Source organism: Sulfitobacter sp. THAF37, from assembly GCF_009363555.1.
GTDB lineage: Bacteria > Pseudomonadota > Alphaproteobacteria > Rhodobacterales > Rhodobacteraceae > Sulfitobacter.
The window spans coordinates 3210723-3236529 of the sequence record NZ_CP045372.1; the positions used below are offsets into that span (position 1 = coordinate 3210723).

The 25807-nt window shown below is 64.2% G+C and carries 23 protein-coding genes; 11 read left to right on the plus strand and 12 right to left on the minus strand.

Annotation, left to right across the window (positions count from 1 at the left end):
* Positions 1 to 2 precede the first annotated feature (2 nt).
* Genes glmS through FIU94_RS15730 form a run of 3 tightly spaced genes read left to right on the plus strand, consistent with a single transcriptional unit; the run spans position 3 to position 3056 of the window.
* The gene (gene glmS, locus FIU94_RS15720) at positions 3 to 1823 is read left to right on the plus strand and encodes a glutamine--fructose-6-phosphate transaminase (isomerizing) (protein ID WP_152466673.1); all 1821 of its coding nucleotides are present in this window, start codon (positions 3 to 5) and stop codon (positions 1821 to 1823) included.
* Positions 1823 to 2377 (plus strand): pyridoxamine 5'-phosphate oxidase family protein, encoded by a 555-nt coding sequence (locus FIU94_RS15725; protein ID WP_152466674.1) that lies wholly within the window; start codon positions 1823 to 1825, stop codon positions 2375 to 2377. Before glmS ends, FIU94_RS15725 begins: the two co-directional genes overlap by 1 nt.
* Positions 2370 to 3056: a DNA alkylation repair protein gene (locus FIU94_RS15730; RefSeq protein ID WP_152466675.1), complete on the plus strand. Its 687-nt coding sequence runs from the start codon at positions 2370 to 2372 to the stop codon at positions 3054 to 3056. The genes FIU94_RS15725 and FIU94_RS15730 overlap by 8 nt, the downstream gene beginning before the upstream one ends.
* A 75-nt stretch (positions 3057 to 3131) precedes the next feature.
* Here FIU94_RS15730 and FIU94_RS15735 read toward each other — a convergent pair whose 3' ends face one another.
* Positions 3132 to 3656, minus strand: coding sequence for a hypothetical protein (locus tag FIU94_RS15735; RefSeq protein WP_172975924.1), 525 nt, complete (start codon positions 3654 to 3656; stop codon positions 3132 to 3134).
* A gap of 85 nt (positions 3657 to 3741) precedes the next feature.
* Between FIU94_RS15735 and moaA the strand changes: the two genes are divergently transcribed.
* The 3 genes from moaA to FIU94_RS15750 are packed head-to-tail and all read left to right on the plus strand — an operon-like array spanning position 3742 to position 7070.
* Positions 3742 to 4749 carry a GTP 3',8-cyclase MoaA gene (gene moaA / locus FIU94_RS15740; protein ID WP_152466676.1) on the plus strand — a complete coding sequence of 336 codons (1008 nt, stop codon included), beginning with the start codon at positions 3742 to 3744 and terminating at the stop codon, positions 4747 to 4749.
* Positions 4750 to 4756: 7 nt separating this feature from the next.
* Positions 4757 to 6043, plus strand: a complete 1287-nt coding sequence (locus FIU94_RS15745; protein WP_152466677.1) for a 3-deoxy-D-manno-octulosonic acid transferase — start codon at positions 4757 to 4759, stop codon at positions 6041 to 6043.
* On the plus strand, positions 6036 to 7070 hold the full coding sequence (locus tag FIU94_RS15750) for a glycosyltransferase family 4 protein (protein ID WP_152467095.1): 1035 nt from the start codon (positions 6036 to 6038) through the stop codon (positions 7068 to 7070). The genes FIU94_RS15745 and FIU94_RS15750 overlap by 8 nt, the downstream gene beginning before the upstream one ends.
* Before the next feature lie 137 nt (positions 7071 to 7207).
* Here the strand turns inward: FIU94_RS15750 and FIU94_RS15755 are convergent, their stop codons facing one another.
* From FIU94_RS15755 to FIU94_RS15775, 5 genes are all read right to left on the minus strand, one after another.
* Positions 7208 to 8371 (minus strand): M20 aminoacylase family protein, encoded by a 1164-nt coding sequence (locus tag FIU94_RS15755; protein ID WP_152466678.1) that lies wholly within the window; start codon positions 8369 to 8371, stop codon positions 7208 to 7210.
* Positions 8372 to 8472: 101 nt separating this feature from the next.
* Positions 8473 to 9639, minus strand: a complete 1167-nt coding sequence (locus tag FIU94_RS15760) for a M20 aminoacylase family protein (protein ID WP_152466679.1) — start codon at positions 9637 to 9639, stop codon at positions 8473 to 8475.
* Between the two features lie 23 nt (positions 9640 to 9662).
* Positions 9663 to 11006 carry an FAD-binding oxidoreductase gene (locus FIU94_RS15765; RefSeq protein WP_152466680.1) on the minus strand — a complete coding sequence of 448 codons (1344 nt, stop codon included), beginning with the start codon at positions 11004 to 11006 and terminating at the stop codon, positions 9663 to 9665.
* A gap of 125 nt (positions 11007 to 11131) precedes the next feature.
* Entirely contained in the window at positions 11132 to 12295 is a 1164-nt protein-coding gene (gene argE / locus FIU94_RS15770) for an acetylornithine deacetylase (protein WP_152466681.1), read from the minus strand.
* An 85-nt stretch (positions 12296 to 12380) separates the two neighbouring features.
* Positions 12381 to 14213 carry an ABC transporter ATP-binding protein gene (locus FIU94_RS15775; RefSeq protein WP_152466682.1) on the minus strand — a complete coding sequence of 611 codons (1833 nt, stop codon included), beginning with the start codon at positions 14211 to 14213 and terminating at the stop codon, positions 12381 to 12383.
* 305 nt (positions 14214 to 14518) lie between these two features.
* On the opposite strand from FIU94_RS15775, the gene FIU94_RS15780 reads away from it, so the two are divergent.
* From FIU94_RS15780 to FIU94_RS15790, 3 genes are all read left to right on the plus strand, one after another.
* Positions 14519 to 16240, plus strand: a complete 1722-nt coding sequence (locus FIU94_RS15780) for a peptide ABC transporter substrate-binding protein (RefSeq protein ID WP_152466683.1) — start codon at positions 14519 to 14521, stop codon at positions 16238 to 16240.
* Positions 16241 to 16358: 118 nt separating this feature from the next.
* Positions 16359 to 17396, plus strand: coding sequence for an ABC transporter permease (locus FIU94_RS15785; protein ID WP_152466684.1), 1038 nt, complete (start codon positions 16359 to 16361; stop codon positions 17394 to 17396).
* Positions 17389 to 18387, plus strand: coding sequence for an ABC transporter permease (locus FIU94_RS15790; RefSeq protein ID WP_152466685.1), 999 nt, complete (start codon positions 17389 to 17391; stop codon positions 18385 to 18387). Before FIU94_RS15785 ends, FIU94_RS15790 begins: the two co-directional genes overlap by 8 nt.
* Positions 18388 to 18441: 54 nt before the next feature.
* Here the strand turns inward: FIU94_RS15790 and FIU94_RS15795 are convergent, their stop codons facing one another.
* The 5 genes from FIU94_RS15795 to FIU94_RS15815 form a co-directional block, all read right to left on the minus strand.
* Positions 18442 to 19725, minus strand: a complete 1284-nt coding sequence (locus FIU94_RS15795) for a DUF3422 family protein (RefSeq protein ID WP_152466686.1) — start codon at positions 19723 to 19725, stop codon at positions 18442 to 18444.
* 155 nt (positions 19726 to 19880) lie between these two features.
* Positions 19881 to 20261, minus strand: a complete 381-nt coding sequence (locus FIU94_RS15800) for a carboxymuconolactone decarboxylase family protein (protein WP_152466687.1) — start codon at positions 20259 to 20261, stop codon at positions 19881 to 19883.
* Positions 20258 to 20632, minus strand: a complete 375-nt coding sequence (locus FIU94_RS15805) for a MerR family transcriptional regulator (protein WP_152466688.1) — start codon at positions 20630 to 20632, stop codon at positions 20258 to 20260. Before FIU94_RS15805 ends, FIU94_RS15800 begins: the two co-directional genes overlap by 4 nt.
* 320 nt (positions 20633 to 20952) lie before the next feature.
* Positions 20953 to 22443 carry an NAD(P)(+) transhydrogenase (Re/Si-specific) subunit beta gene (locus tag FIU94_RS15810; RefSeq protein WP_152466689.1) on the minus strand — a complete coding sequence of 497 codons (1491 nt, stop codon included), beginning with the start codon at positions 22441 to 22443 and terminating at the stop codon, positions 20953 to 20955.
* A 16-nt stretch (positions 22444 to 22459) separates the two neighbouring features.
* Positions 22460 to 24034 carry a Re/Si-specific NAD(P)(+) transhydrogenase subunit alpha gene (locus FIU94_RS15815; RefSeq protein ID WP_152466690.1) on the minus strand — a complete coding sequence of 525 codons (1575 nt, stop codon included), beginning with the start codon at positions 24032 to 24034 and terminating at the stop codon, positions 22460 to 22462.
* Here FIU94_RS15815 and FIU94_RS15820 point away from each other — a divergent pair.
* Positions 23982 to 24344: a hypothetical protein gene (locus tag FIU94_RS15820; RefSeq protein ID WP_172975816.1), complete on the plus strand. Its 363-nt coding sequence runs from the start codon at positions 23982 to 23984 to the stop codon at positions 24342 to 24344. The two genes, FIU94_RS15815 and FIU94_RS15820, sit on opposite strands and share 53 nt — an antisense overlap.
* A 44-nt stretch (positions 24345 to 24388) precedes the next feature.
* Positions 24389 to 24991 (plus strand): transposase, encoded by a 603-nt coding sequence (locus FIU94_RS15825; protein ID WP_152466692.1) that lies wholly within the window; start codon positions 24389 to 24391, stop codon positions 24989 to 24991.
* Here FIU94_RS15825 and FIU94_RS15830 read toward each other — a convergent pair.
* On the minus strand, positions 24968 to 25744 hold the full coding sequence (locus tag FIU94_RS15830; RefSeq protein ID WP_152466693.1) for a gamma-glutamyl-gamma-aminobutyrate hydrolase family protein: 777 nt from the start codon (positions 25742 to 25744) through the stop codon (positions 24968 to 24970). The two genes, FIU94_RS15825 and FIU94_RS15830, sit on opposite strands and share 24 nt — an antisense overlap.
* Positions 25745 to 25807: the final 63 nt, after the last annotated feature.

Genomic DNA, 25807 nt, shown 5'->3' on the forward strand with positions numbered 1-25807 from the left:
ATATGTGCGGAATCGTAGGGGTTCTTGGCAATCACGAGGCGGCACCGATCCTGGTGGAGGCACTCAAACGGCTCGAATACCGCGGCTATGACAGCGCCGGTATCGCCACCGTCGACACCGGCAAACTGGACCGCCGCCGCGCGGTGGGCAAGCTGGTCAACCTCAGCGACCTTTTGGTGCACGAACCATTGACCGGCAAAAGCGGCATCGGCCACACCCGCTGGGCCACCCACGGCGCGCCCACCGTCACCAACGCCCACCCCCACCGCGCGGGCGGCGTCGCGGTCGTGCATAACGGCATCATCGAAAACTTCCGCGAACTGCGCGAGGAACTCGCCGGACACGGCGTGGAATTCGTGACCGAGACAGACACGGAAACCGTCGCCCTGCTGACCCAGCACTACATGTCGCAGGGCGCAAGCCCGGTGGCAGCCGCAAAACAGGCCCTGTCCCGGCTGACCGGGGCCTTCGCGCTGGCGTTCCTCTTCGACGGTGAGGACGACCTGATGATCGCGGCGCGCAAGGGCTCGCCCCTGGCCATCGGATACGGCACCGGCGAGATGTACGTCGGCTCGGACGCCATCGCGCTGTCGCCACTGACCGACCGGATATCTTATCTGGAGGAAGGCGACACCGCCGTCATCACCCGCGCGTCGGTGGAAATCACCGATGCCGCCGGTACCGTCGTGAATCGCCCGATCAAGACGATCCAGATCGACAGCACGCGGATCGACAAGGGGGGCCACAAGCACTTCATGGCCAAGGAGATCGCCGAACAGCCCGGTGTGCTGGGTCAGGCGCTGCAGAACTACCTCGGCACCGACGGCCAGATCCACCTGCCCGGCGGCGGCCTCGATTTTTCGCAGATCGAACGGATCACCATGGTCGCCTGCGGCACCGCCTTCTATGCCTGCCTCACCGCGAAGTACTGGTTCGAACAGATCGCGCGCATCCCGGTGGAGGTCGATGTGGCCTCTGAATACCGCTATCGCGAACCGCCGATCACCAAGGGAACGCTGGCGCTCTTCGTCAGCCAGTCGGGCGAGACTGCCGACACCCTCGCCGCCCTGCGGTATTGCGCAGGCAAGGCCGACAAGATCGCGAGCGTGGTCAATGTACCCGAAAGCTCCATCGCGCGGGAAAGCGACATCGCCTTGCCGATCTACGCCGGTGTGGAGGTCGGCGTGGCCTCGACCAAAGCCTTTACCTGCCAATTGACCGTGCTGTTCATGCTCGTGCTCAAGGCCGCCCACGATCGCGGCGCATTGGATACCACCGGGCTGGAGAGCCACGTTCAGGCCCTGCGCGGCCTGCCGTCGGTCATCAACGCCGCGCTGAATCAGAACCCCGCCATGCGCGACACCGCTTACAAGCTGTCGACAGCCCGCGACGTGCTGTTCCTGGGCCGCGGCCAGATGTACCCGCTGGCGCTGGAGGGCGCCCTGAAGCTAAAGGAAATCAGCTACATACACGCCGAAGCTTATGCATCCGGCGAATTGAAACACGGCCCCATCGCCCTGGTGGACGAAGAGGTCCCGGTGATCGTCATGGCCCCGCGCGACGCGCTCTTCGACAAAACGGTCAGCAACATGCAGGAAGTCATGGCGCGCAAGGGCAAGGTGATCCTGATCTCGGACGCCAAGGGGTTGGCAGAGGCCAGCGAAGGCACATGGTCCAGCATCGAGATGCCTGCCATCGACGATGCCCTGGCCCCGATCCTCTACGCCCTGCCCGCGCAGCTTCTGGCCTATCATACGGCGGTGGCCAAGGGCACCGACGTGGACCAGCCCCGCAACCTCGCGAAATCGGTGACAGTCGAATAATGGCAAAGCAGTTCGACAGCATCACCGACGACCACAGGAAATTCATCGCCTCGCAGCACATGTTCTTTTGCGGCACCGCCGCCGAAACGGGCCGGGTCAACATCTCGCCCAAGGGCACGGACAGCCTGCCCGTGCTCGGCCGCAACCGGATCATCTGGCGCAACCTCACCGGGTCGGGCAATGAAACCGCCGCACATCTGGCGCGCATCAACCGCATGACCCTGATGTGGTGCGGGTTCGAGGCACGGCCGATGATCATGCACGCCTATGGGTCCGCCCGCACCCTGCATCCGCGCGATGCGGCGTTCGACGCCCTCAATGCGCATTTCCCGCCCGATCCCGGCGCCCGCCAGATCTATGACATGACCGTGGACCTGATGCAGACCAGCTGCGGCTATGCGGTGCCCTTCTATGACCACAAGGGCCCGCGCGACGTCCTGCACCACTGGGCCAGCGACAAGGGCCGCGACGGGGTCGCCGCCTATTGGCAGGACCGCAACCAACACAACATCGACGGTCTGCCCACGCATATCCTGGCCGACCCCGATGCATGAACCCTATCTGTCGGCCCTCGAAGCCCTCGCCGACCCCGACCGCGCGGTGCAGATGCGCGCCTATCACAAGGCCGACCGCCGCTACCTTGGCCTGACCAATCCTCAGATCAACGATTTGACCAAAGCCTGGCGCGCGCAGACCGACGCCGATACCCGCGTTCTGATCGCCGCGGGCCTGTGGCAAACCGACATCTTCGAAGCCCGCCTCGCCGCCGCCAAACTGCTGACCCAGGCGCGGATTCGCCCCGATGACAGCGCCGCATGGGACCTCATCACCTCCTGGACTCCGGACTTCGACAGCTGGGCGATTGCCGATCACGCCTGCATCGCCGGGGCCAAACGCCTCACCGCCGACCCCGGCCGCCTCGATACCGTCGCGACCTGGGTCGCCTCCGATCACATGTGGACCCGCCGCGCCGCCCTCGTCTCCACGCTCCCCTGGACCAGGCAGAACCACCCGAAACCGCAGGAGCTGGCCGCCCGCGACCGCATCCTCGGCTGGGCCGCAACCCTGGTGCACGATCACCAGTGGTTCATCCAGAAGGCCATCGGCTGGTGGCTGCGCGACCTGTCGAAACACGACGCCCCCCGCACCCTGCGCTTCATCGACACCCATGGCGCGGCGATGAAACCCTTCGCGGTAAAGGAAGCGCTGCGTCACCTCGACAAGAGCCCCTGAAACATCCTTGGGATGGTGGGCCCGCAGCCAATATCAATAATGTCTTGCGCGCGCAGCGCGCTCCGCCGGATCACATCAGCCTTCCAGCGCGACCTCGACTTCGGTCAGATCGGTCAGCGACGCCCCGATCAACCGCAGCGCCGACAGCGACATCTGGCTGCCGCCCGTCGCCTCTCCGCCGCGCGGGATCAGCGTCACGGCAGACGACTTGCCCGTCGCCGGATTGGTCACACGCCCTTTTGCCTCGGCACTCACAAGCGGCGTCTTCAGCCACAGGCCCGGCTGGGTCGCGTCGCCCAGCGACGCCACCGTCTTGCCCAGACTGCGCCCGCCTTCCGCCGCCGGGGCCGCCGCCGCGGCACGCTGTTCGGGTGTGGTCGTATCCAGCGCCTCGGCAGATCGCGCCGCAGGCGGTGGCGGCGGTGCTGCCGTGGCAAGGTCGAGCTCTGGCACCTCAGCCGGATCGGAGGCGACAAAAGGATCATCCGGCGCCGCCTGCGCAGTGCCGCCCGCCTTGCGCCCAAGGCCAAAACGCTCTGTCACCGCGGCACAGCCCGTCACGCCCAGAACCAGTATCGTCAGGATCAGAATTCTCTTCATGCCCGCAAGGTAGCGCCATGCACCTTAAGTCGCAATCTCCGAAATGCCGCTTGCGGGGATACCGGCAGGCCATTACCTATTGGGCATGAATGCACCCCTGATCGACCCCTTCGCCCGCGCGATCACCTATCTGCGCGTTTCCGTCACGGACCGCTGCGATTTCCGTTGCGTGTACTGCATGTCGGAAAACATGACCTTCCTGCCCAAGAAGGAACTGCTGACGCTGGAGGAACTGGACCGGCTCTGCTCGACCTTCGTGAATCTCGGGGTTCAGAAGCTGCGCATCACCGGCGGCGAGCCTTTGGTGCGCAAGGGCATCATGACCTTCTTCGACAGCATGACCCGGCATCTCGACAGCGGCGCGCTCAAGGAGTTGACGCTGACCACCAACGGCAGCCAGCTCGAACGCTTCGCAGACGATCTCTACGCCGCCGGCGTGCGCCGGGTGAACATCTCGCTCGACACGCTGAACGAAACCAAGTTCGCCGAGATCACCCGCTGGGGCCGGCTGCCACAAGTGATGCGCGGCATCGACGCCGCTCAGCGGGCCGGGCTGCGGGTCAAGATCAACGCGGTGGCCCTCAAGGGCTTCAACGAGCAAGAGCTGCCTGCCATCACCCGCTGGTGCGCAGACCGCGACATGGACCTGACCTGGATCGAAGTCATGCCGATGGGCGATCTGGGCAACGAGGACCGCCTGGGCCAGTACTGGTCGCTCAAGGACGTGCGCGCGCGCTATGCCGAAGACTACACCGTCACCGATCTGGCCGAGCGGTCGGGCGGCCCCGCGCGCTATGTCCGGCTGGAGGAAACCGGGCAGAAGATCGGCTTCATCACGCCGCTCAGTCACAATTTCTGCGAAAGCTGCAACCGTGTGCGCATCACCTGCACCGGTGAGATTTTCATGTGCCTCGGTCAGGAAGACGTGGCCGATCTGCGCGCGCCCCTGCGCGCCCACCCCACAGACAACGCCCCGCTCGAAGCCGCGATCCGCGCCGCCATCGACCGCAAGCCCAAAGGCCATGATTTCGACTACTCGCGCCAGCAGCTCGACGGTCAGATGCCCCGCCACATGAGCCACACCGGCGGCTGAGCCTGGCATGGCGCCCCTGCTCTACCGCATATGGGTGGGCGCCAGCATGCTGCTGGTGCCTTTCGCCGCCCGTATCGCCACCGGCAAGCTGCGCCGCGCGGGTGTCACGGTGGTGCGCTGCCACGAAAAACTCGGCCACGCGACCGAGCCGCGCGACCCCGACGCTCCGCTGATCTGGTTCCATGCCGCTTCCGTGGGTGAAACCCAGGCGGTGCTGGCGCTGATCTCCCGGATGGGCGCGGCCCTGCCGCGGGCGCGGTTCCTCATCACGTCGGGCACCGCGACCTCCGCCGCCATGCTCGCCCGCCGGATGCCACCGCGCTGCGTGCACCAGTTCTCGCCGCTCGACGCGCCGGGGCCCCTGCGCCGCTTCCTGCGCCACTGGCGGCCCGATGCGGCGCTCTTTGTGGAAAGCGAACTCTGGCCCCAGATGCTGCGCCGCACCCATGCACAGGGCGCGCGAATGGCACTGGTCAACGCGCGGCTCTCGGCCAAATCCATCGCCAACTGGCGCCGCTTTCCGAAAACCGCCCGCTATCTGTTCGAGGTCTTCGACCTGATCCTGACCCAGAACGACGCCATGGCCAAAGCCATGGTCGAGATCAACGCCCCCGCTGACCGGGTCGCCCGCGGCATCAACCTCAAGTCGCTGGCCGGCCCCCTGCCGCAGGACGAGGATACCCTGTTCGAGGCGCGCGCCGCCCTCGGGCATCGCCCGGTCTGGATCGCCTCTTCCACCCATCCGGGAGAGGAGGAAACCGCGCTGGCCGCCCACAAGACCTTGCTGGCGCGCCATCCGGACCTCTGCCTCATCCTCGTCCCGCGCCATCCCGAGCGTGGGCAGGAGGTGACGAACCTGATCGCCGGCGAGGGGCTGAGCCTGACCCGCCGCAGCCGTGGTGACATGCCTGGGGGCCAGGTCTTTCTCGCCGACACGCTGGGCGAGCTTGGCACCTGGTACGCGCTTGGCGATATCGTGTTTCTGGGCGGCTCCCTGCGCCCGATCGGGGGGCACAACCCGTTTGAAGTCGCCCAGGCAGGGGCGGCGGTGCTGTCTGGCAACCATGTCGCGAATTTCGCCGAAACCTTCGCCGAGATGGAGGCACGCGGCGCCGCGCGTCTGGTGGCCGATGCCGAAGACCTCGCCCTTCGGGTCGGCACCCTCCTGGACGATCCCACGGCGCTGGAGACGGCAAAGGCCGCCGCGACCGCCTTCACCCAGGACCGGACAGACATGCTCGACAGCATCGCGGACCGCCTGATCAGGGCGCTGGAGCTTGACCGTCGTGCCTGAACTGTTCGTCACCAACTACAACCCGAATTTCACCGGCGTCTCGGCCACCGCCGCCAATGTGATCCGCCAGCAGTCGCAGCACCACGACCTGGCGCTGGTGGGCAATGCCCTGCCCGGCTGCCCGGCCCCCATGACGCCTGCGCAGGCCCATCTCGCCTGCCGCCAGGGCACGCCGGAAAACCGCCCCTTTGCCATCTGGCACGTGCGCCGCAACCCGGAAATGCGCAGCGCCATCTGGCTGCGCGATGTGCGCCGCGCGCCGATCCGCATTGTCTTTACCTCCGCCGCGCAACGGCTGCATTCCGCCTACCCCCGCTGGCTGATCCGCCGCATGGACGCGGTCATCGCCACCACCGAAAAAGCCGCCGAATTCGTCCCACACGTCCGCGCTGTCGTCCCCCACGGGGTCGATACCGATCTCTTCACCCCTGCCCCCGACCGCGCCGCCGCATGGCGCGCCCTGGGCTTTGGCGGCAGCCGTGGGATCGCCACGGTGGGACGCATCCGCCCCGAAAAGGGAACGGATGTCTTTGTCGACGCCATGCTGCGCTTCCTGCCCGATCATCCGGATGTCACCGCTCTGGTCGTCGGCCGCGCGGGCGGCAAGTTCGAAAGCTATCTGAGCGGCCTCAAGTCCAAGGTTTCGGCGGCAGGGCTGACAGACCGCCTGCGCTTTGTCGGAGAGATACCGGCCCCCGACCTGCCCGCCCTGATGCGCGCCCTGTCGCTGGTCATGCAACTGCCCCGGTACGAAGGCTACGGCATGGTCCCGCTCGAAGGGCTCGCCAGCGGCACGCCATTCGTGGGCAGCGAGACAGGCTATTACCGCAGTTTTTCGGATGCGGGCCGGGTCGGCACCATCGTGCCCCTCGACAACGCCGAAGCCGCCGCCGCCGCCGCCAAGGCGCTGCTTGAGCGACACGACACCATCGCCGAGGCCGCACGCCACACCGCCCTGACCCGCTTCAGCGCCCGCGCCGAAGCAGATGGGATCGACGCGGTCTACCAATCCCTCTGGCACGGCTGACAGGGGCGCGCAGGGTGGCTGCGGGGCGCATCCCCCGCTTCTTTATGCTGAAAATACTCCAGTAGAACGCCTGCCCGAAGCACACCCCCGACATAACGCGAAACGGGACAGGACCCGGCCCGCCCCGCGCAAGAGGATCAGGCCGCCGGCATCCGCTGTTCGACCACGCCGGCCCACCAGCTGCATCCCGCCGGGATCGCCTCGTCGTTGAAGTTGTACATCGGGTGGTGCACCATCGCCCCGTCGCCGTTGCCGACCAGGATATAGGCGCCCGGACGTTCCTCCAGCATAAAGGCGAAATCCTCGCCGCCCATGACCAGCGGCGCCTCGTCGCATTGGCCAGAGACGCTGCGCGCCACCTCGGCGGCGAAATCGGTCTGCTCGGGGTGGTTGACCATGACGGGATAGTTCCGCTTGTAGTTCACCCGCGCCACCGCGCCGAAAGTCGCCGCGATGCCCTCGCAGATCTCCGTCACGCGCGTCTCGGCCAGATCGCGCAGCTCGTTGCTGAGGGTCCGCACGGTGCCCATCAGGTTCACCCGTTGCGGGATCACGTTGAACGCCTTTGACGAAGATTCGATCGACGTGATCGACACCACGATATTGCCGATGGGGTCCGCATTGCGGCTGACGATGGTCTGCAAGGCGGTGATGATATGTGCGGTCACGACACCGGTGTCGATGGTCTCATGCGGCTTTGCCGCATGGCCGCCCAGTCCCTCGACCTCGATCTCAAGCAGATCGGTCGCGGCAAAGAACGGGCCGGTGCGGATGCCGAAGCTGCCCGTGGGCATCCCGGGCCAATTGTGCATCCCATAGACTTCCTGAATGCCCCACCGCTCCATCATGCCATCGTCGCACATGACCTTGCCGCCGCCGCCGCCCTCTTCGGCGGGCTGAAAGATCACCACCGCGGTCCCGTCGAAGTTCCGCGTCTCCGCCAGGTATTGCGCCGCCCCCAGCAGCATGGCGGTATGGCCGTCATGGCCGCAGGCATGCATGGCACCGTCCGTCTTTGAGGCATAGTCGAGTCCGGTCTGCTCGTGAATAGGCAGCGCGTCCATATCCGCACGCAGACCGATCACCTTGCCCGATGCGGTGCTCTTGCCCTTGATCACGCCCACAACCCCGGTGCGTCCGATCCCCTCGACCACCTCGTCGCAGCCAAAGGCGCGCAGCTTTTCCGCGACAGTGGCCGCAGTACGATGGGTGTCGAACAGGATTTCGGGGTGCTCGTGCAGATCACGTCGCCAGGCGGTGATGTCATCATGCAGTTCGGCAAAGCGGTTCTTGACTGGCATGGCTTGTCCTTTTCGATGGTTGGGGCCGCGGGGCCGCCGCAAGGGCGGGCAGAACGCGAAACCTCCTTTGAGCGGGCAAATCGCCCGGCTTTCGCCTTGGTCTACCCCACCGGCATCCGGGTTTCCACCAGTTCGGCGAACCACGAACAGCCCGCCGGAATCGCCGCGTCGTTAAAGTCATATTCCGGGTGGTGCAGCGACGCGCTGTCGCCATTGCCGATCATCATATAGGCGCCGGGCCGTGCGTTCAGCATATAGGAAAAGTCCTCCCCCGCCATGACGGGCGGCAGATCGCGCACCACGCCGGGCGCTACCTTGTCCGCCATGTCGGCGGCGAAATCCGTCTGGTCGGGGTGGTTGACCGTCACCGGATAGCCGCGCGTATAGGTGATCTTCGCCGCGCACTGATAGGCCGCTGCGGTATGGGTGACGACCTCATGAAACCGCGCCTCGGCCAGGTCGCGCACGGTCTCGTCCAGGCTGCGCACCGTGCCGCGCAGACGCACGGACTGCGGCAGGATGTTGTGACTGTCGGTGTCGCTTTGCACCGTGGTGACGGACACCACCACCTGTTCCACCGGATCGACGTTGCGCGAGGCGATGCTTTGCAGCGCGACCACCACATGCGCCGCCGCAAGGTTGCTGTCCGCGCCGTTGTGCGGGGCCGCCGCATGGCTGCCGCGCCCCTCGACGATAACCTCGAATTCATCCGCCGCCGCCAGCAGCGCCCCATGCCGGATCGCGAATTCACCTGCCGGAAAGGACGGCATGTTGTGCATGCCGTAGACCTCCTGGATGCCCCAGCGGTCCATCATGCCGTCCTTGACCATTTCATTGCCGCCACCGCCGCCCTCTTCGGCGGGCTGGAAGATCAGCACGCAACGGCCGTCGAAATTCCGCGTCTCGGCAAGATACTGCGCCGCACCCAGCAGCATGGCCGTGTGACCATCGTGTCCGCAGGCGTGCATTATGCCCGGGGTCTTCGACGCGTAATCGACCCCGGTCGCCTCGTTGATCGGCAGCGCATCCATGTCCGCGCGCAGCCCGATGGTCCGCCCCGAGGAATTGCTGCGGCCCTCGATCACCGCGACCAGCCCGGTCTTGCCGATCCCGGTGGTGATGTCGGTGATGCCAAAGCTGCGCAGCTTGTCCTCCACGAACTTCACCGTCTCATGCACATCGAACATCAGTTCCGGGTGCTCATGCAGATGTCTGCGCCAGGCGGTAATCTCGGCATGGGTTTCGGCAAAACGGTTCTTGATCGGCATGGGCTGTCCTTTGCGCAGGGGTGTCAGAGGGGCGGCAGCACGATCGGGCTGCCGTCGGTGAATCGGCTGGCGCGGAATCTGGCCAGATCATGACCCACCTCGCCACCCGTGACCAGTGCGGCCAGACACCGCCCTGCCCCGGGCCCGATGCCGAACCCGTGGCCCGACATGCCGGTGCCGATCACCACCCCCTCGATGTCCGGACTGTGGTCCATCACCGGCACGATGTCAGGCATCGTGTCGATCATCCCCGCCCAGGCGGTCTGTGCCTTCACCGCACCCAGCTCAGGATAGCGTTCGGCAAAGCGTCGGCAGGCCCGATCCACGTATCGCCGGTTTGGCGCCGGATCCAGTATGCGCATACGCTCAAACGGGCTTTCCTCGTCCCCGCTCCAGCGTCTCGGTGTGCCCCAGGCGTCGGGAAAACCATTGGGCGCCGCGGGCCGGTAGCTTTGATCGAACGGCGCCGCGCGCAGCTGTGGCAGGTAATGCGGCAGAGCGCGAAAGGAATCCGGACCGATGTAAAGCTCGGCCTTCCCGCTGCCCGCCAGGGTATACCCGCCGTCCTGTCGCCGCCGGAAGGCCAGCCCGTCGTCCGCCGCGGCCCCGGCATGCACATCCGGCAAGGGCGCCGTGGCGACAACGGTTTCGCGCACCGACAGTTGCGGCAGGGATATCCCGTGGTTGCGCAGGAACAGGGCCGACCACGCACCGCCCGCCAGCACCACCTGAGCGCAGGTGACGCGACCCGCCTCGGTAAAGACGCCCGTGATCCGCCCCCCCGTGACATCCAGCCGCCGCACGGCGCAGCCTTCCACGATGCTCACGCCCGCGCGCGCGGCGATCCCGGCCAGCGCAGGAACCGCCAGCCAGGGCTCTGCCCGCATGTCCGACGGGGTGGTCATGCCGCCCGTGTAGCTGCGCTTCAGCCCCGGGAACATCCCGGCCACCTCGCCGGGCGACAGCATCCGCGTGTCCAGCCCCTGCGCGGCGGCGACCCCGGCCCAGGCCTCATAACCCGCAAGCGTCTTTTCGGTCTCTGCCAGGTAGGTCACGCCGGTCTGGCGCAGCCCGAAATCCACGTTGGTCTCGGCCGCCAGTTCCTGCCAGAGGTGCAGCGCCTCCATCATGATCGGCAATTCCGCCGGATCGCGGCCCTGCTGGCGGATCCAGCCCCAGTTGCGCGAGGACTGCTCGCCCGCCACGCGCCCCTTCTCCAGCAGCGTGACCCGGCGCCCCGCCCGCGCGAGATAGAGCGCCGTGCAAATGCCGATCACCCCGCCGCCAATCACCACCACATCCGTGTCCGTGGGTGGCGGGCCGGGATATACCGCCGGATTGCGCATCGAAATCGGAAAACCGCCCATAGCTGAATACCTCGTGCCGGGCCTGGCGAACCCCCGGCTTCTTTATGCCAAAAATACTCCAAAGCGACGCTGGCCGCCCGCGCCGCCGGTCACATGAGGGCGCCCGCAGGCGCCATCCGCAATCCTCAGCTGCCCAGCCGCGCGACCAGTTTCTTCATGAAGTCGTGCCCCGCCTCGAACTGCGCCACCTCGATGAACTCGTTGGGCTGATGCGCCTGGTCAATGCTGCCGGGGCCGCAGACCACAGCGGAATAGCCTGCCGCCTGAAACTGGCCCGCCTCGGTGCCGTAGCTGACCTTGTGGCTGGCATTGTCACCGGTGAGCTGGCGCACCAGGGTTTCGGCCTCGCCTTCCTTTTCGGGTTGCAGCGCGGGCACGTCGAACCGCGGCGTGACGGCGATATAGGTCTCCGGCACCACGGCCTGCATCTGTTTCTCGACCTCCCGCACCTTCTTGAGGTAGGCCGTGCCCCAGGCATCCTTGTCCTCGCCCGGCACCACGCGAAAATCCATCGCGAAATGGCAATCCTTGGCGGTGATGTTATGCGCCGTCCCGCCCGAGATCATGCCCACATGCGCCGTCGTGAAAGGCGGATCGAACATCTCCGCCAGCTCGGTCGGCTTGGCCTCCATGTTCTCGGTGTTCATCTCATTGGCCCATTCGATCAGCTTGGCCCCAGCCATGATCGCGTTGACCCCGGTATGCAGCAGCGATGAATGCACCTCGAAGCCGACAACATGGGTGTTGAACCCCGTCCCGCCCTTATGCCCGGTGACGGCCTGCATCGACGAAGGCTCGCCCACGATCACCGCGCTGCCCTTGGGCAGGACGGGCTGCATCGCCTCGATCATCGGGGGCGCGCCGGTACAGCCGACCTCCTCGTCGAAACTGAGCGCGATCTGCAAAGGACGGCTGACACCGGCATATTTCGCTTCCACCAGCGCCCAGAGCGCCAGGGCGTCGAAACCCTTCATGTCGCAGGTGCCGCGCCCGTAGTATTTGCCCTCTTTCTCCACCACCGAAAACGGATCGGTGTCCCAGGGCTGGCCGTCCACGGGGACCACGTCGGTATGGCCGGAAAGGACGATCGCCCCTTCCTCCCACGGGCCCACATGGGCGAACAGCGCGTGTTTGGGTTGCTCGGGGTCGATGTAGCGGTGGCTTTCGATGTCATGGCTGGCAAGGTAATCCGCGACCCAGTCGATCAAAGGAATGTTGGTGTCCCGGCTGACGGTTGGAAAGCTGATCAGCTTTTCCATCAACTGCAGGGGGGTCAGGCGGTCGGTCATTGCGGCTCCAGTCATCGCATCCCCGATGGTCCGGCGCGCGGGGCGGGCAGAGCATCCGGGCAGTTCGTGTGAGTATCAGATATCGTCAATACCCGCTGTCCGTCGTCAGCACCAGATGCCCCGGTTCCACTTCCTTGTATTCCGATGGGCTGGCGACGTAATCGACCGGATGGATCGGCGAGGGAATCGGCTTGAAATTCAGCTCGCTCTCTTTCTTGCGCTGGCGCGGGTCCGCGACCGGCACCGCCTTCATCAGGGCCCGGGTATAGGGGTGCTGGGGGTTCTCGAAAACGCGGGCGCGCGGCCCCAGTTCCACGATACGGCCCAGATACATCACGCCGACCTGATGGCTGACCCGTTCGACCACCGCCATGTCATGGCTGATGAAAAGGAACGAGAGGCTCATTTCCGCCTGCAATTCCATCATCAGGTTCAGCACCTGCGCCTGAACGCTCACGTCCAGCGCGCTGACGGCCTCGTCGGCGATGATCAGCTTGGGGTTCAGCGCCAATGCCCGCGCGATGGCGACACGCTGGCGCTGCCCGCCCGACAGTTCGTGCGGAAAGCGGCGCATGAAGCTGCGCGGCAGTTCCACCCGGTCGAACAGCATCTCGATGCGCTTTGAGACCTCCGCGCCCTTGAGCGTCTTGAAGTTGTGGATCGGCTCCGCCACCTGATCGGCCAGCTGCATCTGCGGGTTGAGAGAGGCAAAGGGATCCTGAAAGATCATCTGCATGTCCAGCCGCGCGGTCCGCAGGTCGCGCTGGTTCAGCGCCATGATATCCTTGCCGTCAATGTTGATCTCACCCGATTGCGGCTCCACCAGCCGCAGGATCGACCGGCCCGCCGTGGATTTCCCGCAGCCCGATTCCCCCACCAGGCTCAGGGTCTGCCCCTTGTTGATGCTGAACGACAGATCCTCGACCGCATGCACATGGGCGACGGTGCGGCGCAGGAACCCGCCTGTCACCGGGAACCGCGTGGTCAGGTTCTTTACCGTCAGCAGGGTATCGGTTGTCCCCTTGATCGGCTTGATCTCCTGATCCTTGGTTCCCAGCAGGCGCATCGGTTCGGGATAGGGTTTGCCCCTCATCTCGCCCAGCTTGGGCACCGCGGCAAGCAACGCCTTGGTATAGGCGTGTTTCGGGTTCTCGAAAATCTCCTCGACGGTGCCTTCCTCGACCTTCAGGCCGCGGAACATCACCACCACCCGATCCGCCATCTGCGCCACCACCGCCATGTCGTGGGTAATGAACATCACCGCTGTCCCGGTTTCGCGCTTGAGCCGGTCCATCAGCGCCAGGATTTCGGCCTGAATCGTGACGTCGAGCGCGGTCGTCGGCTCGTCCGCGATCAGCAGGCGCGGTTCGCAGGCAAGCGCCATGGCGATCACGACCCGCTGGCGCATCCCACCCGACAGCTCGTGCGGAAACTGCTTCAGCCGCCGCTCGGGTTCGGGGATGCGCACCTGTTTGAGCAGCGCCAGCGCGCGTTCCGTCGCCTGCGCCTTGCTGAGGTTCTTGTGCAGCCGCAGGCCTTCGGTCATCTGCCGACCCACGGTAAAGACAGGGTTCAGCGCCGTCATCGGCTCCTGAAAGATCATCCCGATCTCGTTGCCCCGGATGTGCCGCATGAGGGCCTGATCGGTCTGGACCAGATCCAGCTCGCCCGCGTCCGAGCGATTAAAAAGCAGGCGACCGCCCGCGATTTCCCCGCCCCCGTATTCGATCAGGCGCATCAGCGACAGCGACGAGACCGATTTGCCGGAGCCGGATTCGCCCACGACGCAGACGGTTTCTCCGGGGTTGATGTCGAAACTGACGTCCTCGACCCCGACCACCGGCCCGTCCTTGGTCTGGAATTCGACCCGCAGACCCTTGATCTGTGCAATCGGAGCCGTGTTTGAGTGGTCCAGCATGAAGTCCCCCGTTGATCGGCGCTTATGGTTGATAAACGCTACGGCCAATCCCGGCGTGCGTCAAACCACTGTGACGCGGAACGGCGCGAATTCGTGTCAGACAAATCTCCGGACTTGCATTTCTGTCAAAAACTGTTTCGATACTGCCCATGCATTCCGGGAGAAATGAAAGCTGGAAACTGGTATTATCTCAAGTTTACCTAAGGTTAGACCACTAACTTAATGTTCCGCCCGGACAGCAATAACTGATGGGCAGGCCCCATCTAAGAACACGGCGCGCCAAAGCGTCCAACAAGGAGTGTACTATGAAACTGAGAACCCTACTGATGGGTGCCATCGCCACGACGGCGTTCGCCCCCCTCGCACTGGCCCAGGACCAGGGTGGTGAGCGAGGCCGGGACGGCGAAGTCAAGATCATCTACTGGCAGGCGCCCTCGATCCTGAACCCCTATCTGTCCGGCGGCACCAAGGACCTCGAATCGTCCTCTCTGGTGCTTGAACCGATGGGCCGCTACGACGAAACCGGCGCGCTGGTTCCCTACCTTGCCGCCGAGATTCCGACTGTCGAGAATGGCGGCGTGAGCGAAGATCTCAAGTCGATCACATGGAAGATCGCGGACGGCATGGTCTGGTCCGACGGCACGCCCGTAACGTCGGAAGATCTGGCGTTCACCGCCGAGTACTGCATGCACCCCGAAGGCGGTTGCGCACAGGGCGCGAAATTCGATGGCGTCGACAACGTCGAGATCATCGACGATCAGACCGTGACCGTGCATTTCACCGAGGCCAAGCCGAACCCCTATGGCCCGTTCATGGGCGCACAGTCCCCGATCCTTCAGAAAGCGCAGTTTGAAAACTGCCTGGGTCCCAAGGCACCCGAGTGCACCGAGCAGAACTTCAATCCCATCGGCACCGGCCCCTTCACCGTGACGGAGTTCCGCCCGAACGACGTGATCACCATGGCGGCCAACGAAAACTACCGCGACCCCAGCAAGCCGGCCTTTGCCACGCTCACCTTCAAGGGCGGCGGCGATGCGGTGGCAGCGGGCCGCGCCGTCATGGAAACCGGTGAATACGATTACGCCTGGAACATGCAGCTGGCCCCCGACGTGCTGTCCAAGATGGCCGAAGCGGGCATGGGCAAGCCGGTATCGGCCTTCGGCACGCTGGTAGAGCGGCTTGAAATGAACCTGACCGACCCTTCGCCGGACCTGCCGGAAGGCGAGCGTTCCACCGTGGCGCATCCGCACCCCATCCTGTCGGATGAACGGGTTCGCCGCGCATTGTCCATGGCGATCGACCGGGAACTGCTGACCGAAGTGGGCTATGGCCAGGCCGGTCGTCCGACCTGCAACCTGGTGCCCGCACCGGCGCTCTACGCGTCCGACAACACCGAATGCCTGACCCAGGACATCGAAGGCGCCAAGGCGCTGCTCGAAGAAGCGGGCTGGACCGACACCAACGGTGACGGCGTGCGCGACAAGGACGGCGAGAAACTGTCGCTTCTGTACCAGACCTCGACCAACGCCGTGCGTCAGGACTTCCAGGCGCTGATCAAGGACTGGTGGAGCCAGATCGGCGTGGAAACCGAGCTGCGCAACGTCGATGCCTCGGTGTTCTTCGGCGGCGACCCCGGTTCGCCCGACACCTTCCAGAAGTTCTATGCGGACGTGGAAATGTACGCCAACAACTTCGACGGCACCGACCCGCAGGCTTACCTCGCGGCCTACCGCTGCGGCAACGAGCCGAAGCCGTCCAGCCAGTGGCAGGGTGAGAACATCAACCGCTTCTGCAACGAAGAGTACGACGCGCTGCTGGACGAATTGTCCCGCACCGGCGAGCTGGACCAGCGCGGCGAGATCGCCAAGCAGCTCAACAACATGGTCACGAAGGACAGCATGACAATCGTGCCCCTGGTCGACCGTGGCCGCGTCTCTGCCGTGTCGAACACCCTTGGCGGTGTCGTCCTGAACACCTGGGACTCCGAACTGTGGAACGCTGCCGACTGGTACCGCATCAAGGAATGATGTGACTTTGGCGGGGCGCGCGGACACTGCGCGCCCCGCCCTGTCCCGTACCATCGGACACAGGCGGGTCAATCCCGTCCAGCATCCTCCCCAAGACTCATAAGCAAAGGCGGCGCTCATGTTGACCTTCACCATCCGACGATTGCTTCTGTCGATACCGACGCTTTTGCTGATCAGCCTTGTGATATTCGGCCTCCTGCAACTGGCCCCCGGCGACCCGATGGCGCAGGTGCCGCTGACGGTGCCGCCGGAAGTGAAACAGAAGATGCGCGAGGCGCTGGGCCTCGGGCAGGCATGGTACATCCAGTATTACAAATGGCTCGTGCAGTTCTTCTGGATCGAACCGAAGGTCTTCATCGACTACCTAACCAATTCAAGCGCCTTGCTGGGCTGGCTGCCGGACACATCGCTCTACAATGGCGAACTTCGCGTGATCTCCTGGCAGACCCGAAGCCCGGTCATGGACATTGTCGCCCAACGCATGCCCCAGACGCTCTGGGTCGTCGGGCTGAGCTACATCGTCGGCATCGTCATCGCCATCCCGATCGGCATCTACTCCGCCTACCGGCATTATTCGGTGTTCGATCAGGCGGGGACGTTCATCACAATGGTCGGCTTTTCCATTCCGCCGTTTTTTACCGGGCCGCTGCTGATCGTCATCTTCTCGGTCTACCTTGGCTGGTTGCCTTCGATCTACGATACGACCCATGTCGTGAACGACTGGGAAAGCTTCAAGGTGCAGTTCTTTCAGATGATCATGCCCGTCATGGTGCTGGCGTTGCAAACCACGGCCCAGATCAGCCGCTACATGCGCGGCGCGATGCTGGACAACCTCAACCAGGACTACGTCCGCACCGCCCGCGCCAAGGGCCTGCGCGAAGGGGTGGTCGTGATGGTCCACGTGCTGCGCAACTCGATGATCCCGGTGGTCACTGTCATCGCCCTGGGGATGCCCGCCATCTTTGGCGGGGCGATCATCACCGAGAACGTGTTCAAGGTGAATGGCATCGGCCAGCTGCTGCTGACCGCCCTCTTTGCCAACGACCTGCCGATGGTGATGACCCTGACGTTCATCTTCGCCGTGCTGATCGTGCTGTTCAACCTCATCGCAGACGTGCTTTACGGCCTGCTCGACCCGAGGATCCGCTATGACTGAACAACCGCTCCCCGCCAGCCCGCTGGAGGCCGATGTCGAAACCATCGGCGCGCTGATGGACAAGGGGCCGACCAAACCGCCGCGCAGCCAGTGGCGCGAGGTCTGGGACCAGTTCCGCAAGCACAAGGGCGCCGTCTTTGGCGGCGGATTCCTGATCCTGATCACCCTCACGGTACTTTTTGGCCCCTATATCTGGGATGTGGACCCCAAGACGCTGGACATCCGCAACAAGAACTGGCGTCCCATCTACACCCTAATCTGGGACAGCGGGGCAACCGCGGGCTGGGCCCACCCGCTGGGGACCGACCAGCTGGGCCGCGACATCCTCGCGCAGATGATTTCGGGCGGGCGTGTCTCGATGGCCGTCGGCTGGCTGGCGATGGGGCTGGCGCTGATCATCGGCACCGCGCTTGGCGTCATCGCGGGCTATTTCAAGCGCCTCGATTTCTGGCTGATGCGCTTTACCGACCTGGTGCTGTCGCTGCCGATCCTGCCGCTGGTCCTGCTGGCCGTTACCCTGTTCCGTCAGCCGCTGAACGCGAACTTCGGCCCCGAGGGCGGCATGTTCATTCTCATCGTATCGGTCATCGGTCTGACATCCTGGATGCAGACCGCGCGGATCGTGCGGGGCGATATCCTCGCCCTCAAGGAGCGCGAATTCATCCTCGCCGCCCGGTCCATCGGCACCACCAGCGGCAAGATCATACGCCGCCACCTGCTGCCCAACGTGATTTCGCCCATCATGGTGTCCGCGACCCTCGGTCTTGCCACCGCCATCATCACCGAAAGCGCGCTCAGCTTCCTTGGCGTCGGCTTTCCGTCGGACTATCCGACATGGGGCAAACTGCTGGCCGATGCCGTGCCACGGATGCAGGATTTCCCCGAGCGTGTGCTGTTGCCCGGCATCGCGATCTCTCTGACGGTTCTCAGCGTGAACTACCTGGGCGACGGGTTGCGCGACGCGCTGGACCCGCGCATTCGCGGACGCTGATCTAACGGCGGCAGGAGCTTTGGCATGGGGCAGCCGCGCGTTGCCCTTCTTCGCCTACTCCAGATGTTTGCGCAGGCGGCGCACCATCCACCACACCCCTGCCACCACGGGCAGGGTCACTGCCGCTGTCAGCAATCCTTTGCCGATACCGGTCGCTTCGGCCACCGGATAAAGCAGATAGCCCGCCAGCGACACCGCGTAATAGCTGATTGCCACGACCGACAACCCCTCAACCGTGTGTTGAAGGCGCAGTTGCAGGTCGGCCCGCTTGTCCATGCTGGCCAGGATCGCCTGGTTCTGGGCAGACCGGTCCACATCAACCCGGGTCCGCAACAGCTCGGACGCGCGGATGGACCGGCCCGACACGGTCTCCAGCCGCCGCTCCGCCGATTGGACGGTCCGCATCGCGGGCTCATAGCGCCGCATCATGAATTCGGATAGACCCTGCTGCCCCCTGAACCGCGTTTCGCGCAACACGGCGATGCGCTGGTCCACAATCGCCTTGTAGGCGCCCGTCGCACCAAAGCGGAAGGCCGATTGCGCTGCCAGCGTCTCAAGCTCAACCGAAATATCCAGAAGCGCGTTCAGCGTGTCTTCCGCGACGGAGGCGGGGCCGCGCATCCCGGCCATCAGCTTGGTCAGCTGGTCGTCCAGCGCGTTCAGCTTTGGGCCGATGTCGCGCACCATGGCAAAGCCTACCATCGAGGCGGCCTTGTATAGCTCGATCTCGCAGAGGCGCTGGACAATCCGCCCGACCCGGCGGCAATCGGCCTTGGGATCGGCGAAGACGGCGATGCGCATGTGACCGGACGAATCGATGCGGAAATCGCTGGCCACCACCGCCATCCCTTCCAGCACATCGGCCACCGCCAGGCTTTCCGGGACGAACCAGTCGCGCAGCCGCGCGGAAATGGTCTCATCCGTTTCGGGCCGCGGCATGATGCGCAGCAGCGCCGAGGTGATCCGCCCGCCCGGCGCATCGGCCAGCCAGTAGTCAGGAAAGACGTCGAATTCTGAGGGATCGAAGGGCCGCTCGCTCAGGTCGTCGCGGAACACGGTATAGGTGACGAATTCGGTGTGCTGCTCCCACTTGAGCCGGTACTTCCCCAGCTCGCCGAAATAATGCGTGGCCGTGGCGTCCGGACGGGGCGCGCCGTAATGATCCAGCAAGGCGCGCAGATGCGCAAGATCCGCCGACTTGTCGCGCGACGCCGCGTCCTTTGGCTGCTTGATCGCAAGAAAGACAGCCGTGGCCGGAGCTGACAGCGTGGGAAACGGGCGCGCGTGCAACTCACCAGTGAGCGCGTAGCGCAGGGGATAATCCTTGATCGGGGCCATGGCGTGTCCGTCCAGCAATTGCATTTCGACGGAACATAGGGGAGTTTTTCAGTTTTAGCCAAGAAAACTTATTTTATTCAACATGTTGCCGGTACACCAAGGTATACTGACACGCCATGCGGGATCGGGTAATCGCCGGGGTCCGCGCCGAAGGCTCAGTCCCCTGTCGCATCGAATACCTCCAGCGCCGCATTCAGCCCGTTGATCGCCGCAGGCATGCCCGCATAGACCGACATCTGCCAGATCGCCTCCACGATCTCGCGTCGCTCTGCCCCGGCGGCGAGGGTATGTTCGATGTTGACCTTCAGCTGCGGACCGGTCCAGCCGCCCATCGCCACCAGTGCGGCCACCGTGCACAATTGCCGCGTCCGGTTGTCCAGACCGCCGCGGGTGTAGTGCTGCCCGTAGGCCCAGTCGATCAGGCTTTCGGCCATGCCGGGGACAAGGTGGTCGTATTTGCCCGCCAAAGCCGCTTCCAGACCGGGGTTCATCTCGGCCACATGAGCGCGGCCACGTTCCAAGGTTGCATCGCTCATATCTGTGGTGTCTCCGTTTCAGCCTCAAGTGTTTCATAAAGCGCGACCTTGTGGTCCATCAGCGCCATTGTCCGCTGCATCAGCTGCAGTTTTTCGCGGATCACGGCGCGGTGCGCCTTTAACATCTCGCGGCGGGCGCGCAGGGTGCTGTCGCCCTGCTGGCGCAGTTTGGCATACCGAATGCGGTCAGACTGCTTCATGCCGGTGGCATTGAGCTGTTCGAGAAAACCGACCCAGCCCAGAACATCCTCGCCATAGACCCGCCTGCCCGCGTCGTTGCGCGCCGGTGGTGAGATCAGGCCGATCTTTTCGTAGAACCGCAGCGTGTCGATGCTGAGCCCGGTGCGGTCGGATACTTCGCCGATCATCATGTCGCTGCTCCTTTTTTCAAGGTCACGAATCGACTGTACAAGCTGGAGTGCACTCCAGCTCAAGCGGATTTTTCAACGGTGCCGGTATTTTCAGAAACCCCGACCGTTTTCATCCAGCCTCTGGCCCTGAACAGAAAACACCCCGCTCTGTCGAGCGAGGTGTCCTGACCTGGCGCCGGAGATCGCAGCACTCCGCACCGATTTCTTGGAACGATCGCCTACGGCATCCGACCGGGTACCTGGAGCCTTAGGCATCACGTACCGCGTTGAAATCCCCGATTTCAGGCCGCGCTACGTGAGCCGGGTCATCGCATGACGATCTAGTCGATCAGCGGCAGCAGTTTATCCAGGCTGGCCTTCGCATCACCGTAGAACATCCGCGTGTTGTCCTTGAAGAACAGCGGATTCTCGATCCCGGAATACCCGGTGCCCTGCCCGCGCTTCGAGACGAAGACAGTCTTGGCTTTCCAGCACTCCAGCACCGGCATGCCCGCGATGGGGCTGTTGGGGTCGTCCTGTGCCGCCGGGTTCACGATGTCGTTGGAGCCGATCACGATGGCAACGTCCGTGTCCGGGAAATCGTCGTTGATCTCGTCCATCTCCATCACGATGTCATAGGGCACCTTGGCTTCGGCCAGCAGCACGTTCATGTGCCCCGGCAGACGCCCCGCGACGGGGTGGATGGCAAAGCGGACATTCTTGCCCGCCGCCCGCAGTTTGCGAACCAGCTCTGCCACGCCCTGCTGGGCCTGCGCCACCGCCATGCCGTAGCCCGGAATGATGATGATGCTGTCTGCCTCGTTCAAGGCCTGCGCAACGCCGTCCGCCTCGATGGCGACCTGTTCGCCTTCGACGGCCATCTGTTCGCCCGCCGGACCGCCGAAACCGCCCAGGATCACGCTCACGAAGGACCGGTTCATGGCCTTGCACATGATGTAGGACAGGATCGCACCCGAAGAGCCCACCAGCGCGCCCACGACGATCAGCAGGTCATTGCCAAGGCTGAAGCCGATGGCCGCCGCCGCCCAGCCGGAATAGCTGTTGAGCATCGACACGACGACCGGCATGTCCGCCCCGCCGATGCCCATGATCAGATGATAGCCAATGAAAAGGGCGCAGAGCGTCAGCAGCAGCAGCGGGAATATCCCGCCCGAGCCGAGATACCAGATCAGGCAGATGGCCGAGACCGCCGCAGCAGCGATGTTCAGCATGTGCCCGCCCGGCAGTTTCTCGGCTGCCGAATTCACCCGACCCGCCAGCTTGCCATAGGCGATGACCGACCCGGTAAAGGTCACGGCACCGATCCAGATGCCCAGGACCAGTTCCACCCGCAGGATGTTGACCTCGACCTGGGTTTTCTTGGCGACGATCGCGGCAAAGCCCCGGAACTGATCCGCGACCTCCTTGGCCGCGCCGGTCAGCGTGCCGTAGTCCTGCTGCGGAAACGGCAGACCCGCGTCGGCAAAGGCCGAGGCCACGCGCCCGATCTCGATATGCGCGTTCAGCCCGACAAAGACCGCCGCAAGGCCGACCAGCGAATGCATCGCAGCCACCAGTTCGGGCATCTGGGTCATCTGCACACGTTGCGCCAGCTGCATCCCGATCACGCCGCCACCGGCGATCAGGATCAGGGACATCAGCCACAGCCCGGATCCCGGGCCGATCAGTGTCGCAATGACCGCAAGGGCCATACCGGCGATGCCGTACCATACCGCGCGCTTGGCGCTTTCCTGTCCTGACAGCCCGCCAAGCGACAGAATGAACAGGACGGCTGCGACCACATATGCCGCTGTTGTAAAACCGAATTCCATTGTTTCTTCTCCGCTCTCAGGACTTCTGGAACATGGCGAGCATACGCCGCGTCACCATGAATCCGCCGAATATGTTGATGCCCGCCATAAAGACCGACAGCGCCGCGAGCAGCACCACGATGAAGGAACTTGACCCGATCTGCATCAACGCGCCGAGGATGATGATCGACGAGATCGCATTGGTCACGGCCATCAGCGGGGTGTGCAGCGAATGCGCGACGCCCCAGATCACCTGGAACCCGACGAATACCGCCAGCACGAAGACGATAAAATGCTGCATGAAGCTGGCGGGCGCAACCAGCCCGACGCCCAGGATAAGCGCGCCGCCGACAGCCAGCAGCGTCACCTGATTGCGGGTCTGCGCCTTGAAGGCCGCAAGTTCCTGCGCCGCCTTTTCCTCGGCGGTCAGCTCTTTGACCTTTTCCTTTTTCGGTGCCGCCGCAATGGCCGACACCTTGGGTTTCGGTGGCGGGAATGTGACTTCCTTGCCGTGGGCGATGGTGGCGCCACGGATCACGTCGTCATCCATGTTGTGATTGATGACACCGTCTTTCTCGGGGGTGAGATCGGTCATCAGGTGGCGGATGTTGGTCGCGAACAGAGTGGAGGATTGTGTGGCCATCCGGCTGGGGAAATCGGTGTAACCGATGATGGTCACGCCGTTGTCGGTCACGATCTTCTCGTCCGCCACGGTCAGCTTGCAGTTGCCACCCTTTTCGGCGGCAAGGTCGACGATGACGCTGCCCGGTTTCATGGATTTGACCATGTCCTCGGTCCACAGCTCCGGCGCCTCGCGGTTCGGGATCAGCGCGGTGGTGATCACGATGTCCATGTCCGGGGCCAGTTCGCGGAACTTGGCCAGCTGCGCCTCGCGGAACTCGGGCGAGGAAACGGAAGCGTAGCCGCCCGAGGCCGACCCGTCCTGCTGTTCTTCCTCGAAGTCCAGATAAACGAACTCGGCGCCCATGCTCTCGACCTGCTCGGCCACTTCGGGCCGCACGTCAAAGGCATAGGTGATCGCGCCCAGCGAGGTCGATGTGCCGATGGCGGCCAGACCGGCAACGCCCGCCCCCACCACCAGAACCCTGGCCGGGGGCACCTTGCCCGCCGCCGTGATCTGCCCGGTGAAGAAACGGCCAAAGTTGTTGCCTGCCTCGATCACGGCACGGTAGCCCGCGATGTTGGCCATCGACGACAGCGCGTCCATCTTCTGGGCCCGGCTGATGCGGGGGATCATCTCCATCGCCACGACGGTCGCACCCTTATCGGCGGCCTGCTTCATCTTGGCTTCATCGGCGACCGGGCTGAAGAAGGAAATCAGCGTCTGCCCGTCGCGCAACCGCTTCATCTCCGCATCGGAGGGGGTGCGCACCTTGGCCACGATATCTGCGGCTTTCCAAAGGGCCGCGGCGGTCTTGACGACTTCGACGCCCGCTTCCTTGTAGGCGGCATCGTCGAAACCGGCTGCCATACCTGCGCCCGTTTCGATCACGCAGTCATGCCCCAGCTTCTGAAGCTGCTGCGCGGACTCCGGCGTCATGGCGACGCGGTTCTCACCCTCAAATATTTCCTTCGGCGTACCGATCTTCACTATTCTTCCCCCATTCTGGTCAGGCAGGCCCATGCGGATAGGTCCTGCACCTCAAGCACTTACCGTGCAGCCCCCTGATCCACAAGCAAAACACCAGCTTTCAAGCAGTGTTGGCGGTGCGGGCAGCGGGCGTATCGCCCAATTTCCGGGCAACATCACGGATTTCACTTCGAAACTTTATTTCATGTTGCACTGCAGCGACGCAACAATGAAACACGAGTTGCAGCAAGTTTTTGCAGGCGACATTGCGTCACAGCCCAAGGCTCTGCTCTCGTCCGGTTGGCTGACGTCGCCGATTTTCCGCCCCTGACGGAGTTAACCCTGCATTAACCTTGAACCGGCAAGCTTCGACGCATGTCATGGCATATCGGCAACCGCGCTGGCGGCACCTATTTCTTTACCGTCCGGCTGGCGGACGCGGAGAGCGACGCGCTGGTCAGGTGCATCGCCGATTTGCGCCGAGCCATGCGCCATACGTTGAACCATCATCCCTTGCGGATTGACGCCATTGCCGTGTTGCCCGCCGTGATCCACACGATCTGGACGCTGCCGGCAGATCGCGCCGGTTATTCCAACCGCATCGGCATGCTAAAGGCCAAATTCTCCCGCAGCATGCCGATGCCCGGGCATCGCACGCCGGCGCAGATCGCGCGGGGGGAAAAGGGAATTTGGCAGCGGCGATTCTGGGAGCACAGGATCTGCGATCAAGCCGACTTCGACCGGCATCGCGACCTCGTTCATCTCAGCCCCGTGCACGCCGGACTTGTCCAAAAACCGCAGGATTGGCCACACAGTTCGGTGCACCGGGATCTAAGGCGCGGGGTTCAGCCGCCGGACTTTGATCCGGCTGCCTTCCCGCCACGGCCTGCCACCCGCCGCGACCTGCCGAGGGATGTCATTTTGCAGTCGTCACGGCACGGCCAGCGACCCGGTTCAGACAGCTTTCAGCGTCGGTGACACCTCGCCCGCCGCCCAGCTGCGCACCGCATCACCAAAAGACTGGAAAAGCACGCGCGACACAGGGTCTTCTGCCGCGTTCCATTCCGGGTGCCACTGCACCGAAAGGGTGAACCCGCTGGCCCCCTTGACGAAAATTGCTTCCGGCGTGCCGTCGTCGGCGTAGCCGTCGATCACGATCCGCGCGCCGGGCGTCTTGATCCCCTGCCCGTGCAGCGTGTTGGTGCGCACCTTCTGCGCGCCCATCAACTGGTGGAATACGCCGCCTTCGGAAAAGGTCACGTCATGGCGCAGTTCGAATTTTTCCTCGATCGTGCCATCGGGCGGCATCCGGTGGTTCATCCGGCCGGGCAGATCCCGGATTTCGGGATAAAGCGTGCCCCCCATCGCCACGTTGACCTCCTGAAAGCCGCGGCAGACCCCAAAGAACGGCTGGCCCCGTTCAACGCAGGCGCGGATCAGCGGCAACGCGATGGCATCGCGCGCGCGGTCGAAATCTCCGTGCGCTTCCGTCGCCGCCTCGCCATATTCTTCGGGGTGGACATTGGGCCGTCCGCCCGTGAACAGGAAGCCGTCGCAGGTGTCCATGAGTTCGGCCAGCGACATGTGTCGCGGGTCGGCGGGAATAATGAACGGAACGCAGTCAGAGACCTGTGAAATCGCCTCCGTGTTCATCTGGCCCCCGGCATGGACCTTGTACTGATCGTTGATCAGCTGGGAATTTCCGATTATGCCGACGACGGGACGGGCCATGGGTCACCTTCTGTTGCTGCATATGCACAAACATAGGCGATGCCTGCCCCGCGCTCAAGCATC